We start from the raw sequence: 18,404 nt of genomic DNA, 5'->3' as shown, positions 1-18,404 counted from the left end.
GCTGTGCTGCCATGGTGCTGCCGTCGTGTTGCCGCGACATTGCCGCCGGCACCGTTGCGCCGGTGCCCATCGAATCCCGTCGAACGTTCCACCACGTCCCATCATCGCGATAGCAGGGTCATTATATGGATTGCTTGCAACCAAGCCGTTTGCGGCCAGGCAGACCGGTCGGAACCGTCCATGTTCGGTGCGACCATCCGATATGACGCTTTGGCTTGACATGCGCGTGCATCGCGTGCTTACTGATACAGGTACTTGATACGTCAGTACATCAGAGAGAAGCTGAAACGACTACTGCGTGATTGCGTGAGGGGCGTGATATGGGAGTTGGGGAACAGGCCGTCGGCGCGGAGACGAAGGCGACGGTAAAGCCTATGGGTTCAGGGGAAGCGGCGGAACCAGCGGAATCGGCAGTGTCGGCAATGTCGGCAACGTCGGCAATGTCGGCTGGCGCGGCGGCATCAACGCAGTCGTGTGTGCGCAACGCATCGTCCGCATCGGCTGTACCGTCCGTACCGTCCGCATCTTCCGCTTTTTCTGCATCGTCCGCATCATCCACCCCATCCGCACTGCATCGCATGTTGCACCGCCATTGGCGAGGCTTCGCCTTCGCCGTCTATTTCGCCGTAGTGGTGTGCGTGATGGCATTCCACGAACCATGGTTCGACGAAGCGCAATCATGGCTCATCGCCCGCGACGCCTCCTTCCACGACATTCTGCTGGTCCGTCCGCACTACGAAGGCCACCCGCCGCTGTGGTGGCTCATGCTGTCGATCCCCGCGAAACTCGGCGTGCCCTACGAAATCGGTCTGAAAGGCATACAGCTGGCCTGTGCCGCGCTCATGGCCGGACTGCTGATCTTCCGTGCGCCGTTCCCGCCGGTGGCCGTGGCATTGCTGCCGTTCACATACTTCATGTGCTTCCAGTACGGCGTCACCTCGCGCCCATACGCGCTGATGTGCGCGGCTATATTCCTGGTGGCCGACTGCTGGGCCACACGCGACCAGCACCCATGGAGGCTTGCGCTCAGCCTGACGCTGCTGTGCTGCACCAGCAGTTACGGCATCGCGCTCGCCTGTGCCGTGGCCTTGGTCTGGGTCGCACGCACGGTGCTGCAAGCGCGGTCGTTGCGTGCATTGATTGCCGATCCGCACCGTTTCGCCGCATGGCTGGTGCTTATGGTCGCGGGCATTGTGCTGACCGTGTGCATCCTGCCGTATCCCGATACGTTCGGTGCCACGCCGGGCGCGAACGGCAATTCCATTGTCGCGAAATTCCTGATGTTCTGGCTGGTGCTGCCGTCCGAAAGCCTGTTCACCTCGTTCGCCGGCGACGTGTCGCTGCACGGTATGCGGCTGGGCGTGCTGCCCATGGTGGTGTGCGTGGTGCTGTCGGCGCTCGTGTGGGCGGTGCTGATCCGTCTTGCGCATCGGCGCGGCGACCTCGACATCCTGCTGGTGCCGTACCTGCTGTTCGCCGTGTGCGCGGTGCGCTACTTCAGCATGCATCACCTGGGCATCCTGTTCGCGCTGCTTGTGGCGGACTGGTGGATTGTGCTGCGCGACCGGCCGCTTGAAGCCGCCGATATGCCGGAACGCTTGCGGCTGCGTATTGAGGGCTGCGGTTTGTTCAGGCGCGGTGGCAAAGGCGATCCTACAAGCGATGCCGGTTCGCGGTGGCGCAATGCGGCTGGCGTGCGCAATGCTGCTGCCCTGCGCAATGCGGTGATCGTCGTGCTGCTGTTGCCGAGCCTGTGCTGGAACGTCGCCGCTGCCGCCTGCGACGTGCGGTACGACTATTCCGGCGCGCGCGCCGTCGCATCGTTCGTCGAACGCAACGGTCTTGAACATGACCGCTGGGTGTCGTTCTGGCGCTATTTCCCTGAAACCACGTGGCCGGACGGCAGTCATACGCCGCGTCAGGAAGACACGCATCGCTACAGCTGGGCCGTGATCGCTGCTAACCCGTATTTCGATGATTTCGCTCGCGGTGCCGCACAGGACTCTGCTCGTGGTTCCGCCTCCGGGCATGTGCGTGGGCGCGTGCGTGACGGTTCGTCGCACGATGCCGCGCACGGTCTGCTGGACTGCACGTACCGCGGTCGGTCCTACGAGCCGAATCAGGTGCCCACGGCAGCGCAGATGAACCAGGAGATCAAGTCCTGCGCGGCCAAAGGCGAACCCGAATTCGTAATCGGCGACACCGATTTCCCCGACTACTACTTCAATCGGCTCGGCTATCGTATGCGCGACTACCGCAAAATCACCATCGCCACCAAGCACACGCCGTGGAAAACCTGGGTCACCACGGCCGACATCACCACCTACGTGCGTACGGATGTGCTGCGCGCCCTGCGGCTTCGGTAGGTGGCGTTGGGGTTGTCTTTCTGGCGTTTGGTTGGCGTTTGGCTGGTGGTCTGGCGTTTGGTTGTCTGGCAGTTTTGGACTGGTAGTTTTGGACTGATTGTCTGCCGGCCTGATTGATTGTTTGACGGTCTGTCTGCCTGATTGTCCGGTCTTCAGGTGGCCTGTTGACCTGATTGTCCGCCGGACTGCTCCTCTGCCGGGCTGATTATCCGTCAGCCTGATTCTCTGGGCTGAGTGTCTGCCTGTCAGCGTGCCCCGTACCCAGGCCTGTTTCCGGGCGTCGCCCGCATCCGGCTACGCATGCCAGTGCCTGCCGTGGCAATATGTGGATGACAGACGGGTTCCGCCCCGTTCGCGAATCCTTGTCGTGGTTGTGTGCGGGTATCGTCCGCATCTGGCTACGCTGGGCGGCCGTGTGCGTGGCTATATATGGATGATGATTGGGGTTGACCATGTTGAAGACGCATCAGAAGTGCCGTCCATGGGCGTCATCCTTGTCTGGCTACACTGATTGCCTGCATGCGTGGCGGTATACGGATAAGATCCTCATACGGCCCCGCTGAATCACTACATGCGTGGCAATATGCGGATGACAACCATGTCCGGCTATACCGGCACCCACTATCCGCAGCACCTTTCAGATACCATCCGCATCTGGCTACGCATGCCAGTGCCCAGCGTGGCGATATATGGATGAGGTTCGGATTCCGCCCCGTTTGTGAGTTCTTGGTGTGACTGGGCATGGGTATCGTCCGCATCTGGCCCCGCTGTGCGGTCGTATGTGTGGCGGTATGCGGATGAGAGCTGGGTTTGGTCATGTTCGCGGATGTCCGATGTGGCATCATGCGGGTATCGTCTGCATCTGGCCACGCTGTGCGACCGTGTGCGTGGCTATATATGAATGAGGACTGATTTTTACCATGATGATTGTTCTCCAGGAGCTGCATTCCGCGGCTATCATCCGCATTCGGCGACGCCAGACAGACAGGCAGTCGGCATGACTCGGCAATCGCAGATACCATCCGCCATCCACCAACCGATCGAACCCCCGAAGCAAACCCGTCAAGCGGTCATTCCCCAACAAAATGACCCTTTTACGTTTCGACGGTTTGCGTTAGGCTAGAGCGCGTGACTGACATTAATGAACTTCGTATTGCTGTAATCGGCGCCGGCCCCGCAGGCGTCTACTCCTCCGACATCTTCCTCCGCCAGCTCAAGAAACTCGGCGACGAACTCGGCCTGGGCACCAAAGCCCGCATCGACCTGTTCGAAAAGCTGCCGGTCCCGTTCGGCCTGGTGCGCTACGGCGTAGCCCCCGACCACCCGTCCATCAAGTTCATCGCCGACGCCCTCGAAAAGACGCTCGACAACCCCGACATCCACCTGTACTGCGACGTGGAATTCGGCAAGGACGTCACCCTGGACGAGCTGCTCGCCCGCTACGACGCCGTACTGTTCGCCACCGGAGCCGTGGAAGACAAGCCGCTCGGCCTGCCGGGCGCCGACCTCGACGGCGTGTACGGCGCCGCCAAGTTCGTCGAATGGTACGACGGATACCCCACGGGCGCTCGCGAATGGCCGCTCGACGCCGAAAACGTGGCCGTGATCGGCGGCGGCAACGTGGCCATGGATGTGGCCCGCGAACTCATGCGCAATGCCGACGACCTCAAAGCCAAAACCGACATCCCCGACAACGTGTACGAAGGCATCAAGGCCAACAAGGCCAAGACGCTGCATCTGTTCATCCGCCGCGGCGTGGCCCAGGCCAAGTTCAGCGTGCAGGAACTGCGCGAAATGGAAAAGCTGCCCGGCGTGCAGCTCATCATCAACGAAGACGACTTCGACCTGGACGACGAAACCATCGAAGTCGCCGGCCAGAACAAACTGACCCGCCAGATGGTCGAAGAACTGTTCGCGATCCGCGAGATGGCCGAAGACATGGAAGACGACGGCGACGTCGACTACGAAGGCAACCCCGCCGACCGCAAATACTACGTGCACTTCAACTCCGCACCCACCGAAATTCTGGGTGAAGACGGCAAGGTCAAGGCGATCCGCGTGGAAAAGACCGAAACCAGCGCCGACGGCAAGATGACCCGCACCGGCGAATTCGAAGACTACCCGGTCGAAGCCGTCTACCACGCCATCGGCTACAAGCCGGCCACCGCGCCCGGCATCGCCTACGACGAGCGTCGCGCCCACCTGGCGAACGCGAACGGCGACGGCCGCATCACCACCGAAGCGAACGGCGATGGCGCGCAGGTGCGCGAACGCCTGTACGCCACCGGTTGGGCCAAGCGCGGACCGGTCGGCCTGATCGGCTCCACCAAGTCCGACGCGCTCGCCATCGTGACCAACATGCTTGAAGATCTCGCCAAGGCCGCCGAAGGTGGTCGAGTGGCCGAAGACCGCGATCCCGAATCCATCGACCGCCTGCTGGCCGAGCGTGGCGTCAAGCCGATCGATTTCGCCGGCTGGAAGAAGGTCGACGCGTACGAGCGTGCCGAAGGCGCGAAGGAAGGCCGCGAGCACAAGAAGGTCATCGACCCCGACCAGATGCGCGAACTCGCCCACGCGTGAGCTTGACGGCGTGCGTTTGACGTGAGTTTGGCCGGCGTGTGAGTTTGGCCGGCGTGCATAGATTTGCTCATGTATAAGCCAGCCACGCACGAGCCTGTTGATGCGTGATCCACTCATGCGTGAGCTGGGCAGAGCTTTGGCTGCGTTCGGTTGCTTGCGCTCTTGAGCGCCATTGCCCCGCCAATTAAACGCTGCAGCCAGCTATACCAGACCGCGGATGTCCGATTCCCCCGAATCAGACATCCGCGGTACTTTTTGTGTCCACTGTTGTCCGTTTCTCCCGAATATGACATACGGAGACAGAAAGCAGTACCCGGGATGTCCGATTCTGGTGAATCGGTCATCTGTGGTGCTGCGGTGTTGTACTGAGTGTCCGTTTCTCCCGAATCGGACATGTGAGATAGCAAAATATGTTCGCGGATGTCCGTTTCTCCCGAATCTGCCACTGTAGTGTGGTTTTCCTCTGCCTGGATGTCCGTTTCTGGTGAATCGGACATGTGAGGTGTCATGGCACATCGCTGGATGTCCGATTCCCCTGAATCTGCCATGCAAGGTTAAGGAAACGTGGGCAGGGGTGGCTGATTCCCCCGAATCGGTCATCTGTGAAGCTGAGGCGAGGTGTTGGATGTCTGTTTCTCCCGAATCGGACATGTGGGTATATGAGTCAGGCAGCCGGTCAGCCCGCCGCAACCCGGTAACCCCATGCCGGCCTTCGCATCAATCCACCTCCGCTTCCTCTGTCCACTTTCGGGCTGCGTCCAGTAATCATTCAGGGTGGCGCTTTAGGCTGAAGCCATGAATGCCAAAATGCGTGTACATGGCCATTGCAATGGCTTGAAGACAACGTTGCTTTTCGCGTTGATGTGGGCGATCATCATGCTCATCTGGCTGTGCACCGGTGCCAGCCGCAATACTCTCGGTATTTACGTGTTCATTGGTTTGGCGACCACGTTCGGCTCCTACTGGTTTTCCGACAAGCTTGCCATCGCATCCATGGGCGCTCGCGAGGTTAGCGAGCAGGAGGCTCCTCAGATCTATCAGATTGTGCGCGAGCTGTCTGCCAGGGCTGGCAAGCCGATGCCGCGCATTTACATCGCGCCTACGGAAAGTCCCAACGCGTTTGCTACGGGGCGTAATGAGCGTCATGCGGCGGTGTGCTGTACGCAGGGCATTCTGCGTATTCTGAATGGCCGCGAGCTGCGTGGCGTGCTTGGTCATGAGCTGATGCATGTGTACAATCACGACATTCTTACGTCCGCGATTGCGTCGGCTATGGCGTCCGTGATTTCGTATTTGGGGTATTCGCTGATGTATTTCGGCGGGGGTGATCGCGATCGTGATGGTTCGTCTGGTCTGATTGGTGCGATTGGCGTGGCATTGACTGCTGTTCTTGCGCCGATCGGTGCGTCGTTGGTGCAGCTGGCTATTTCGCGTACGCGCGAGTTTGATGCGGATGAGGATGGCAGCAGGCTGACGGGGGATCCGGAGGCGCTTGCTTCCGCGTTGAATAAGATTTCCATGGGTGTGAATTCCGTGCCGATGCAGGCTACTGCGGGGAACCAGTCGGTGGCTGCTATGATGATCGCCAACCCGTTCAAATCCGGTGGTTTTTCCCGTCTGTTTTCCACGCATCCGCCGACTGCTGATCGTATTTCGAGGCTGATGCAGATGGCGCAGGAGATGCGCGGGGCTCAGGTGGGTGGTGCTGGTTGGCAGCAGGTGCCGAGGTATTGATTTTGGGCGGTATGCTACACGTGCTTTGATGACGATAGGATCCCTCTGTGTTTCACGAGATGTTTCACAGTGGGGTCGGTTGTCGAAAGGCTGATGCGCAGGTGTATACGGCGGCGCATGACACGTGATTCATCTTTCGGGCATCGCGTCGTGCCGCGTCCGCTTTGATGCTAAACTGACCACTTGTGCGCCAAAAGCGCCACTTCGCGGATGTAGTTCATCGGTAGAACGACAGCTTCCCAAGCTGTAAAGGCGGGTTCGACTCCCGTTATCCGCTCCACGTAAAATCCTTGGAATCCAACGATTCCAAGGACTTTTTTGTTATATAGGGGTCGCGCTTGCCTCCAGTTGTCCGATTCTCCCGAATATGACATCCGAATCGACACGAGCTAACCATGGATGTCCGATTCTCCCGAATATGACGAGTGCGGCCTTTGCGTGCCCCTCTAGTTGTCTTTTTCTTCCGAATCGGTCACGTAGGGCATTGCAACTTGTCTGTACATGTCAGATTCGCCAGAAAATGTCACCTGAAGAGAGCAAACACGATGCCGGTTGTCCGATTCCCCGAATCGGTCGCCAAGGGGTATTGAACATGTCCTCGGATGTCATTTTCTCCCGAATCGGACATGCGTGAAGCTTCTGCCTATGCTGGGATGTCATTTTCTCCCGAATCGGACACAAAGGTATGGCCGCACCGTCTCTAGCCGAACCAGCTGGCCCTCAAAATGTGGGCAGTATTGTGGATGACACGCCAGCCTGTGGATAACCGACCGGAGTGTCGACCACAGCCCCTGATCCGACTGGCCCGTCAAACAAGCCATCCCGTATCTTGTGGTCATGGATATGCAAACGAAAGCCCAGCAACGAATAGACGCACTGTTCCAACAGGCCTACTCGCAATATCGTCTCGCACTGCCGACCGAACCTAAGGACCGACGTGCCCTGCAACGTCGCACGCGTCTCGGCACGGTCGTCATGCCGTACAAGGGCCTGTATATCGGTGCCGCCAAATGGAATGAGCTCTCATACGCCGAACGCATCATATGGACGCTGCGCGCCGTTTGCAGCAAATACTTAGACATCGTGCTGTGCGGACCATCGGCGGCAGCGGTGCACGGATTCACCACGAATCTGAAGACCCAACGATACGTGCACATCGCGGTAACGGAACGTTCCAAAGCAGGCCGGCACGGATTCATCTTCGCGCACTACTACAAGGACCCTCCGCCAACGCAGGAAATCGACGGCATGCTCGTCACTAACGCAATGCAAACCATGATGGACTGCGCTCGCATGCTGGATTTCGTCAACTCGTTCGAGATCTGCTCCATGGGACTGCGCAAGCGCAGGCTCTCAAACGAAGCCCTGCGTAATTTCATCGGCGCAAAACGAAGGCTTTGGGGGATTATTCGCGCAAGATATGTCGCACAACGGGCGGACCCGGCATGCGAGAACGGTGGCGAGGCCGTTGCCTTGGCGACGTTCGTGGAGCTTGGCTACAAGCAGCCCCGAACGCAGGTGGTGTTTTCAAGCCCCCTGGACGGGCATGAGATTCGCGGTGACTTCTGTTGGGAACGCGATGATGGTTCGCTTGTGGTGGGTGAACTGGACGGGCGGCAAAAATACACTGATCCGGCTATGACGAACGGAGCCGAGATCAGCGATGTGATCATGCGGGAGAAGGACCGTGAAAGCGAACTGAACATGCTGCGCGTTCTGGTTGTCCGATTCCAGATGAGGCATGTGTATGAGCGGGAACCGTTGAGGAAGCGGCTGGAAGCTGCGCGGATACCACATGATTCTGCCGCCAGGCTATCGCCGTTCAGAGGGTTCCGCTGCACGGCCTACTGAACTTGTGCTGCTAGGCTGTTCCGTGTTCCAGACCCGTTGAGTCTGGCCAGTCATCACGCGGCGTTGCGTGGTATCGAGAGGGGCGCGTATGAGTTTTTTGGGGTGCGGATGAGTGTAGCGTACTTGCTGTGAGACCAGAAGAGAACAAAAGCACCCGCCCACATAATCCGCTGAACGGGCATGCGATTTCACACAGGGGAACGGTCATCGGTTTGGCCGCGATTCTGCTGTGGGGGTTCATGGCAGGCCTGGTGCGTATTGTCGCCGATAATTTCGGGGCCACGCTCGGTTCGGCGATGATCTACACCATTGGCGGGGTACTGCTGTTCATAACGCGTAGGCCGGAACCGATCCGCAACTATCCGCGCGTGTATCTGCTTGTCGGCGGTCTGATGTTCGTGCTCTACGAGGCGTCTATCTCATTGGCGATCGGCCTGGCATCGACCTCGGCTCAATCCATCGAGGTCAGTCTCGTCAACTATTTGTGGCCTACGTTGTTGGTGCTGATGACGGCCGCGTTCTCCCGAAGAAAAGGTGCGGTGCGGCGTGCGCTTCCGGGTGCCCTTGTCGCGACGATCGGCGTGTTCATGGCCGTTGGGGGAGAAGACCTTGACATCAACGTTGCGTTGCAGAACATCGCCTCGAACCCGTTACCCTACCTGTTGGCTTTCGCCGGCGCGTTCATCTGGTCCATCTATGCCACGGTGACGCCATCGCTGGCGGACGGTCATGATGGTACGACGATTTTCTTTTGCTGCGTTGCGGTAGCGTTGTGGATTATCCATTTTGTTTCCGGGCAGGGATTGCCCGCGCACATGCCGTCATTCTGGGGATTTGCGGCAGTGCTCGCCTGCGCGCTGTCGATTGCGGGCGGCTACGCGTGCTGGGGCTATGGGATGCTGCACGGCAATATGGAGACGCTGGCGTTGGGTTCGTATGCGACGCCGGTGCTTTCGACCGCATCCAGCACAGTGCTGCTGGGCGTCGCGCTTGGCTTGCCGTTCTGGATCGGCGTGGCGCTGGTGGTGACCGGTTCCCTGATCAACGTGTGGTTCGGCAAACATGCCCCGGTGTCCGATTCTGGTGAATCGGACATGCGCGATGCCGCCTGACCTCCTCAGATGACCGATTCCCCCGAATCGGCCACCCACACCACGTATTGGCACCCTCAGATGTCCGATTCTGGTGAATCAGTCGTTCCGGTACCGCTGTTTTCACCATGAATGTCCGATTCGGGAGAAAATGCCACGCTGGCTGTGGACTAGGCACCTCCGGTGTCCGATTCTGGTGAATATGACATCCAGAGCAGCTATCTATATCTGTGGATGACCGATTCTCCCGAATCGGACACGGGGAAAGGTGCGAGACAGTCTTGGGTGTCCTTTTCGGGGGAATCGGACACCCAGAGGGATGTGGAGTGGCGTTGGGCGTCTGATTCTGGTGAATCGGACACGCAGGCGTTGGAAATATAGCTGTGGATGACCGATTCGGGGGAATCGGACACTGGGGCTGGGGCGAAGACTGGGACATCCGGGCGTGAGCGACTGGGGTGGGAGCGACTAGGGGCGGGAGCGACTGGGGCATGAGCGACTGGGGCATGAGCGACTGGGGCGGGAATCGCCCACACCCAGCCTCACATCACCTTGGTGGATTCCAGGTTGCGGATTATCCAGTTGTTCAGACGGATCACGGGCTTGCGCAACACCAGCCCCAGCAGCAGGGAGGGGATCAGGAACAGCGCGAGGTACACCATGTCGAGCAGGTATTCGTTGCCGTAGGATCCGGCCATGGCGGCGTGCATGGCGTCGATGGCGTGCGGGAACGGCAGGAATGGGTACAGCATCTGGAAGAATTTCGGCAGCGTCTCGATGGGGAACGTGCCGCCGGAGCCGGCCACCTGCATCACCAGCAGCACCACGGCTATGGCCTTGCCGATGTCGCCGAACGACACGGTGAGCGTGTATACGATGTTCGAGAACACGAGCGCGGAGAGCCATCCTACGGCGAGGAATTGCAGGGCGTGGTTCGCCTGCACGCCGAGGAAGTACATGTCGCCCAGACAGACCAGCGTGCCTTGCAGCAGTGCCAGCAGCAGGAAGATCGCGTAGCGGCCGAAGTATTCGTGGTGCAGGCGCAGTCCCCAACGTGAGGCGTTTCCGGGCCCGGCGGGTCCGGCGAGCGGCGGCAGCGAATCGCCCAATCCCAGTACGTGCGCTTTTTCGCGGTCCGAGATCGACACTTTCATCATGGCGCATAGGATGATCGCTCCCACCCAGATTGACAGGATCGTGTAGAACGGCGCCATGGCCGAACCGTAGTTCGCGATCGGGTATATGGCCACGCGGTGCAGCGCGACCGGGGCGGAGATCAGTGTGGAGAGTGTGGACGCGTTGGATTTGGTCAGCGATTTCAGCTCGTCCGAGTTGTCTGCGCCGTTGTTGCTGGAATTCAGTTTGGCGATCAGGGTTTTCACCGTGGTGGCCGACGAGTCGAGTTTTTTCGCGACGGCGGCGAGCGTGGATTGGATGGACGAGACGTTCGATCCCACGGTGCCTGTCACGTCGGTCAGATCGTCCGCCGTGCCGCTCAACTGGTTGATCATGCTGGTGGTTTGCGTGATCAGTGTGCTTACGGAGGATGCCAGCGCGTCGATTTTCGGTTTGACGTTGGCGGAGTAGTCGTCGCGCACGTTGGTGATCGACTGTTGGGCGGATGTGATCTGCCCGAGGATTTCCGTACGCGATTGTTGCGCGGACGTGGTGTCCTGCGTGACCTGCTTGGAGGCGTCGTCAAGGCGTTGCGCGAGTTTCTGCGTATCGTCTTTGGCGTTGGCCAATAGGGTGATTTCGCGGTCGATGACGTCGAGCAGTGGTTGTTTCGCCTCGTCGCCGTCCGGCAGCTGTTCCACTGACTCGCGCATGTGCTGCAGGCTGGCGGTGTACGTGTCGTATACGGATTCCCCTTCGCTGACCTGCTCGCTGAGCGTCTTCAGTTGTTTCGAGGCTTCGGCGGCATCCTGGCCCAATGCGTCGAATGACTTGTTCACTTTGCCGCTCACCGTGTCCAACGCTCCTGACATCTGGTTGAGCGCGGAGTTTACGGATGCGGTGACGTCCTTGCCGGCCGTGGTGAGCGAGGTGGCACCGGATTTGCCTTGCCGTAGCGCATTCTTGGCCTGCTTGCCTGCGGAGGTGGTGGATTTGAGCAGTTTGTTGGTGGAGTCGACGATGTCGTTGGCCGATCCGAGCAGCTGCGAATACGACGTGACCTGTTGCGAGGCGCCGGTCAGCGTGTTCACCATGGTGTTGAGGTTGCCGTTGAGGTTTTCCATGTATTGCGCCATTTGCGGGCTTTTCGAATAGCGCAGTACGCTTGAGGCCACGTCGAGCCCGACCTGCGCGATGGTTTTGGCGAAGGTCTTGTCGATGGTGTTGGCCACGGTGGTCGCGCCCTGATCGGTGATGTGGGGCGCGATCGGGTTGATTTTCTCGTTCAGGTAATACTGGAGTTGGGCATGTTTGATGTCGGGGGAGAACAGCGTCATCATGTCGGCGCTGAATCGTTTCGGAATCACGATCGCCGCATAGTATTCGCCGGATTTCACGCCGTCGATGGCCTCGCTGCTGCCTACGAACTGCCAGTCGAGCTGGTCGTTGGCGCGCAGCGTGCTGATGATGGTCTCGCCCACGTTGATGCGTACCGGCACGAGGTCGGATTTGTAGCCTGCGTCGGTGTTCGCCACGGCGACTTTCAGCGCCTTGGTGTTGCCGTACGGGTCCCAGCTGGCGGCGATGTTGAACCAGGCGTACAGGGCCGGCACTACTACCAGACCCATCGAGACGATGACGGCGATCACGTTGCGGGTGGCGTGGCACATGTCCCGCTTGAAGATACCCCAGATCAGCTTCACTGTTCGTCTCCTTCCCTGTGTCCGAATGCCGTCGCGGTCGTTTCCGCATCTGCGCTCTCAGACGTCTCCTGCGCCTGCATCGGCGCAGCGTGCCTTCCATGCTCCGCGGCGTTCTCGTCCTCATGCTCCCCGAGCACACGCGCGTGCATGGCGTGGATTGGCTTGTAGTGCATGCCCGGCCGGAACAGCAGGTTCTCATGCAGGATCGCACTGCGGAACTCGTCCGCGCTCATCGCATCCTCGCCAAGGAAGTTGGCGTATCGTTCGCGCATGTACTCCACCACGATCAGGTACGTGTCGATCGCGATGATCGAGATGATCCATCCGAGCAGCATGGCGAGCTTCATCCGCGTGATGAACAGCAACAGCAGGAACGCGAACGGCAGCACCGCCAGCAGCAGGAATCCCCAACGCACCAGACGCGGGTACAGGCGGAAGAAGTAGAGCGCTCGCTTCGTAATGACTTCGGGGTAGTCTTCGGCGAACTGCTGTGCGGTCGCGGTCAGACGCAGCGGTTCCACCGTGCCTTCGTTGTGTTCGGTGATCATCAGGTCAGTGTCCGCCAGACGGTTGTCGAACAGTCGGTTGAGGTTCAGCGACAGCTTGCGCACCACCAGTCCGATGAACAGCGCCACCGGCAGGTACCAGAACAGCGACAGCATGTCGAGCCAGTAATGGTTGGCGTAGGTGCCGCCGATCGGACCGCGCATGGCGTTGATGCCGTAGGTGAACGGCAGGAACGGTTTCAGACGGCGGAAGAACTCGGGCATCATTTCGATGGGGTAGAGGCCCGCCGCGCCCGGGATCTGGATGATCACCAGGATCACGGCCACGGCCTTGCCGATATGCCGGAACGCCACGGCGAGCGCGTAGATGATGTTCACGTATACGAACGAGGCGAATACGCCGGCGAATATGAACAGGAACGGGTGCTTGCATTGGATGCCCAGCGCGAGGTCGCCGATCGTGGCGATGATCGCCTGCAGGAACCCGATGACGACGAACAGCAGCCAGCGGCCCATGTAGCCCTGACGTGGCGTGTACCGGCGGATCTTCTCGTCGCGGTCGACTTCGAGCTTGTAGATAGCGACGAGCACGAAGCCGCCGACCCACAGCGCCAGATTCGTATAGAACGGCGTGACCGCGGAACCGTAGTTATCAACCGGGTACAGCACCTTTTCGTCCAGGTGGACCGGTTCGCCTACGAACGAGCCGATTTCGCTGGTGTCGATGCCGAGCATGTCGGAAAGCTGCTGGAACATCTGCGAACTGCTCAACGCGGCCACGTCGGTGCGCGTGGTGTTGAGCTGTTTGCTCAGGTTGGCCAGTTGCGTTTGCGTGCCGGCGACGGTGGCGTTCGTCTGGCTGACGGTGCGCGACAGCTGGTCGAGCAGGCCGTTGCCCTGTTCCAGCGTGCCTTGCAGCGTGGTGAGCGTTCCGGCCAGCGAACTGTTGGCCATGCCGAGCGTGTCGAGCCCGGTGTTGAGGTTCGGCATGATGGTGCCGGTGAGGTTCGTGCGTGCCGTCGTCATCGTGGCGGTGCCGTTGCGCGACAGCGTAGCGACGTCGCTGTTGAACGTGGTGGCGGTGCTCTTGCCCGAATCGATGATCGACGTGGTGTCCCGGTCGAAGGCCGCGATGCGCTGCTGCTGGGTTTTCAGCTGTTTGCGCGCTTCGTCGATCTGCGCGGAAAGATCCTTGTAGGTCTGGCTGTTCGGGTCCAGCTGGCTGTTCTTCAGTGCCTTCTCCATGCCGTCGAGGGCATCTCCGGCGGTGGTGTTGACGCCGTGCATGGTGCTGGAGACCTGGCTGAGCGCATCCTGCGTGCTGTTCAGACCGGTGACCACACTGCCGGTGACGTTGCCGACCGTGACCTGCAGTCCGGAAAGCTGCGTGCCGCCATTGTCGAGCGCACCGACCAGCGTGTTCGAGAACTGTTGGGCCTGCGTGCGCGTCTCGTCAAGCAGATTGGACGTGTTCTTGATGGTGCTGAGCGAATCGGTGATTTCCGAGGCGAACGCGGTGTTGGACCGTTTCGCCGAGTCGATGGTCGTGGTGGCCTTGTCGAGTGTGGAGCGGGTGCTGCTCAATTGCCGTTGGACGTTGTCGAGCTGGTTGATGGTGTCGTTCAGGTCGTTGACGACATCGCTTTGCGCGGTGCTCAGACTGTTCGTGGTGGTGCCGGCCGCGGCCTTCACCTGTTTCGCCACGGCGTCGGCCACACTGGAGACGAACGTGGAGTTGATCTGCTCGTCGATGGTGGTCGCGCCCGTGTCGGTGATCTTCGGGGCGATGGCGTTCTTCTTCTCGTTGATGTAATAGGTGATCGATGGACGGTCCTTCTCACCCGTCACGGTGCCGATCAGACTGGCGCTGAAATCCTTCGGCAGCACGATCGCCGCATAGTATTTGCCCGATTTGACGCCTTCGACCGCGTGTTCCTTGGATACGAACCGCCATCCGAGCTGATGATTCGACTTGAGCTGGGTGACGGTCTGCCGGCCGGCATTGAGATGCCCCACCAGCGCGGAGGTCGTGCCCTCGTCCTCGTTGGCCACGGCCACCTGGATATTGCCGGTGTTCGAATACGGATCCCAGTTGGCCAGAATGTTGCACCATGCGTACAGCGAGGGGATGATGGCCACGCCCATGGTGACGACGAGCGCCACGGGATTTTTCAGAATCCTTTTCACGTCACGAAGGAAGATGGCGAAAACTGTGTGCATCACACCTCCTGAAGCCCAAGCGTCGGAGCGTCATGCCGAAGCGGTGCGGAATCGGATCCATGCCGCCCGGTACACCGCTGTCCAGTCCTGCGATATTCTATGTTGCCCGCCGGGACGTGTACAGGCGGTTTCCCGAACGAATTACGCTATTTGACACATTCATGGTCACATTTGCGACATATCCGACACATATCCGCTTTCATTTCCTCTGGGCCATTCCTCTATTCTGGGCCATTCCCTATGCATTCGCCGGGCGCATGGCCTGGTGCCGAAAACGGCGTGGCGGGGGAGGGCGGGGCGATAATGGAACCATGACTATCGCAACACCGGAACGCTACGCGCAGATGCTGGACGCCGCCCGTCAAGGCGGATACGCCTACCCCGCAATCAATGTGACCAGCACGCAGACCCTGAACGCGGCCCTGCAAGGCTTCGCCGAAGCGGAATCCGATGGCATCATCCAAGTCTCCGTAGGCGGTGCCGCCTACCTATCCGGGCAACGCGTGAACGACCGCGTCACCGGCTCGCTCGCCTTCGCGGCCTTCGCGCACGAAGTCGCAGCGAAATACCCCAACATCACCATCGCCCTGCACACTGACCATTGCGCCAAGCAATACCTCGACGAATGGGTGCGCCCGCTGCTCGACCACGAAACCGAACAGGTGAAACGAGGCCAGGAACCCACCTTCCAATCCCACATGTGGGACGGATCCACCGTGCTGCTGAACGAAAACCTCGACATCGCCGAGGAACTGCTCGACAAATCCCAAGCCGCACACACCGTGCTCGAAATCGAAATCGGCGCGGTCGGCGGCGAGGAAGACGGCCACAGCGCCGCAATCAACGACAAGCTCTACTCCACCCCCGCACAGGGCATCGCAGTCGCACAACGCCTCGGCCTGGGCGAACGCGGGCGCTACATGGCCGCTTTCACCTTCGGCAACGTGCACGGCGCCTACAAGCCGGGCGTGGTGAAGCTGCGCCCCGAACTGCTCGACGAAATCCAGGCCACGCTCGCGCTCGCGGTCCAGGCGGGAGAGATGCCCGATCCCGCGCGCACGTTGGATGTCGCCCCCGGCAAGCCGTTCGCCCTGGTGTTCCACGGTGGTTCCGGCTCCACGCCGGAGGAGATCGCACGGGCCGTGAGCTATGGCGTGGTGAAGATGAACATCGACACGGACACGCAGTACGCGTTCAGCCGCGCGGTGGCCGGCCACATGTTCTCCCACTACGATGCCGTGCTCAAGATCGACGGTGAGGTGGGCAACAAGAAGATGTATGACCCGCGTTCGTGGGGGCGTGAGGCGGAAAGCGCCATGGCCGCTCGCGTGGTGGAGGCCTGCAAGCAACTCGGCAGCGCGGGCAAGGCGCTGAAGTAGTTTGGGCGCTGCGACGGCACGGTAGCCGTTGGCGCGGCTCGTGGCACGGGTACGTGCGCGGCTGACTGACGGTTGGCGCGGCTCGTGGATTAGTAGCCGGCGATGGTTTTCGCGATGCTCCGCCTGTGCGGGCCGATAGCGGTCGACCGTGTCCAGACTGCGATTTCGACAGCGTTTCGGCGTTTGCCCGGTAGAGGGCGCAGGGTAGGCTTTGTAAGGCCTTGGGTAAGGCTTTGAGGCGAAATCGCGTACGCACGGAGGTGCAACAACATGCCTGGAATTGTTTTGATCGGTGCCCAGTGGGGAGACGAAGGCAAGGGTAAGGCGACCGACCTGATCGGTACCAAGGTCGACTATGTTGCCCGCTTCAACGGCGGCAACAACGCTGGCCATACCGTGGTGGTCGGCGACGAATCGTATGCGCTGCACCTGCTGCCTTCCGGCATCATCAGCCCGAACGTGACCCCCGTGATCGGCAATGGCGTCGTCGTCGATCCCGAAGTGCTGTTCGAAGAGATCGACGGACTGGAAAGCCGTGGCGTGGATTGCTCCCGACTGCTGGTGAGCGAGGCCGCGCACGTGATCGCGCCGTATCATCGCACGCTTGACAAGGTGACCGAACGCTTCCTCGGCAAGCACAAGATCGGCACCACCGGCCGTGGCATCGGCCCGGCATACGCCGACAAGATCAACCGCGTCGGCATCCGCGTGCACGACCTGTTCAACGCCGAGCACCTGCACGACAAGGTCGAAGCGAGCCTGCACCAGAAGAACCTCATGCTGGTCAAGCTGTACAACCGTCGCGCCGTCGACGTGGACCAGACCACCGACGAGCTGCTCGCGCTGGGCGAGCGTCTGAAGCCGTATGTGGCGAACACCTCCCTAGTGCTCAACAAGGCGCTCGACGAAGGCAAGAACGTGCTGTTCGAAGGCGGCCAGGCCACCATGCTCGACGTGGATCACGGCACATACCCGTTCGTGACCTCCTCCAACCCGACCGCCGGCGGCGCATGCACCGGTACCGGCGTCGGCCCCACGCGCATCAACCGCGTGATTGGCGTGGCCAAGGCGTACATCACCCGCGTGGGCGAAGGCCCGTTCCCGACCGAACTGTTCGACGAATCCGGCGACTGGCTGCGCGAGCAGGGCCACGAGTACGGCGTGACCACCGGCCGTCCGCGTCGTTGCGGCTGGGCCGATACCGTGGTGAACCGTTACGCCGCCCGCGTCAACGGTCTGACCGACATCGTGCTCACCAAGCTTGACGTGCTCACCGGCCTGAAGGAAATCCCGATCTGCGTGGCATACGACGTCGACGGCGAACGCCACGACGAAATGCCGACCGACCAGGCCGCATTCACCATCGCCAAGCCGATTTACGAGACCATGCCGGGCTGGACCGAGGACATCTCCACCTGCCACAGCTTCGACGAGCTGCCGGCGACCTGCCAGGCGTACGTGAAGCGTCTGGAAGAGCTGAGCGGCTGCCGCATCTCCGCGATCGGCACCGGCCCGCAGCGCGACCACATCATCCAGATCAACTCGCTGATCGACTGATTCCTGCGGCCTATATGGCTACGAGTGGTGCCGGCTGGGCTTCAGGCCCGCCGGCATTTTCGTTATGCGTGCGAAGCGCAACAGGACTGCGTGCAGTCGGGCCATCCCCAATGTCCGATTCCCCCGAATCGGTCACGCAGCCCCACAATCCTCGCCCCTGGATGTCCGATTCGGCCGAATATGCCATGCGCGGTCAACACCAATACCCCCTGGATGTCCGATTCTCCCGAATATACCTTCTGAGCGTGTTCCTAGGTAGCGTGGATGTCCGATTCGGCCGAATCGGACACGTAGGGTTGAT

The 18,404-nt window shown here is 60.5% G+C and carries 9 protein-coding genes and 1 tRNA gene; 8 read left to right on the top strand and 2 right to left on the bottom strand.

Features of this window, described 5'->3' with window-relative positions:
• The first annotated feature begins 641 nt into the window (after positions 1-641).
• The 6 genes from G1C98_RS08640 (at position 642) to yddG (ending at position 9,643) form a co-directional block, all read left to right on the top strand.
• The gene (locus tag G1C98_RS08640; protein ID WP_240944992.1) at positions 642-2,366 is read left to right on the top strand and encodes an ABC transporter permease; all 1,725 of its coding nucleotides are present in this window, start codon (positions 642-644) and stop codon (positions 2,364-2,366) included.
• Positions 2,367-3,494: 1,128 nt separating this feature from the next.
• Positions 3,495-4,946, top strand: a complete 1,452-nt coding sequence (locus G1C98_RS08635; RefSeq protein WP_169080808.1) for an FAD-dependent oxidoreductase — start codon at positions 3,495-3,497, stop codon at positions 4,944-4,946.
• 795 nt (positions 4,947-5,741) lie between these two features.
• Positions 5,742-6,680: a zinc metalloprotease HtpX gene (htpX, locus tag G1C98_RS08630; protein WP_169080807.1), complete on the top strand. Its 939-nt coding sequence runs from the start codon at positions 5,742-5,744 to the stop codon at positions 6,678-6,680.
• Positions 6,681-6,886: 206 nt separating this feature from the next.
• A tRNA-Gly gene (locus G1C98_RS08625) sits at positions 6,887-6,960 on the top strand.
• 557 nt (positions 6,961-7,517) lie between these two features.
• Positions 7,518-8,531, top strand: a complete 1,014-nt coding sequence (locus tag G1C98_RS08620; RefSeq protein ID WP_205831961.1) for a hypothetical protein — start codon at positions 7,518-7,520, stop codon at positions 8,529-8,531.
• A gap of 128 nt (positions 8,532-8,659) precedes the next feature.
• Complete coding sequence (gene yddG, locus G1C98_RS08615; RefSeq protein WP_169080806.1) at positions 8,660-9,643, top strand: aromatic amino acid DMT transporter YddG; 984 nt, start codon at positions 8,660-8,662, stop codon at positions 9,641-9,643.
• A 521-nt stretch (positions 9,644-10,164) separates the two neighbouring features.
• Here yddG and G1C98_RS08610 read toward each other — a convergent pair.
• Both G1C98_RS08610 and G1C98_RS08605 read right to left on the bottom strand, forming a co-directional pair.
• On the bottom strand, positions 10,165-12,441 hold the full coding sequence (locus tag G1C98_RS08610) for a YhgE/Pip family protein (protein ID WP_169080805.1): 2,277 nt from the start codon (positions 12,439-12,441) through the stop codon (positions 10,165-10,167).
• Positions 12,438-15,167, bottom strand: coding sequence for a YhgE/Pip domain-containing protein (locus G1C98_RS08605; RefSeq protein WP_169080804.1), 2,730 nt, complete (start codon positions 15,165-15,167; stop codon positions 12,438-12,440). The genes G1C98_RS08610 and G1C98_RS08605 overlap by 4 nt, the downstream gene beginning before the upstream one ends.
• Before the next feature lie 311 nt (positions 15,168-15,478).
• Between G1C98_RS08605 and fbaA the strand changes: the two genes are divergently transcribed.
• Positions 15,479-16,546, top strand: coding sequence for a class II fructose-bisphosphate aldolase (gene fbaA, locus G1C98_RS08600; RefSeq protein ID WP_169080803.1), 1,068 nt, complete (start codon positions 15,479-15,481; stop codon positions 16,544-16,546).
• Between the two features lie 270 nt (positions 16,547-16,816).
• Positions 16,817-18,103: an adenylosuccinate synthase gene (locus G1C98_RS08595; protein ID WP_169080802.1), complete on the top strand. Its 1,287-nt coding sequence runs from the start codon at positions 16,817-16,819 to the stop codon at positions 18,101-18,103.
• The last annotated feature ends 301 nt before the right edge of the window (positions 18,104-18,404 follow it).

The organism is Bifidobacterium erythrocebi (assembly GCF_012932675.1).
GTDB classification, from domain to species: Bacteria; Actinomycetota; Actinomycetes; order Actinomycetales; family Bifidobacteriaceae; genus Bifidobacterium; species Bifidobacterium erythrocebi.
This window is presented reverse-complemented; position numbering and strand designations above follow the sequence as displayed.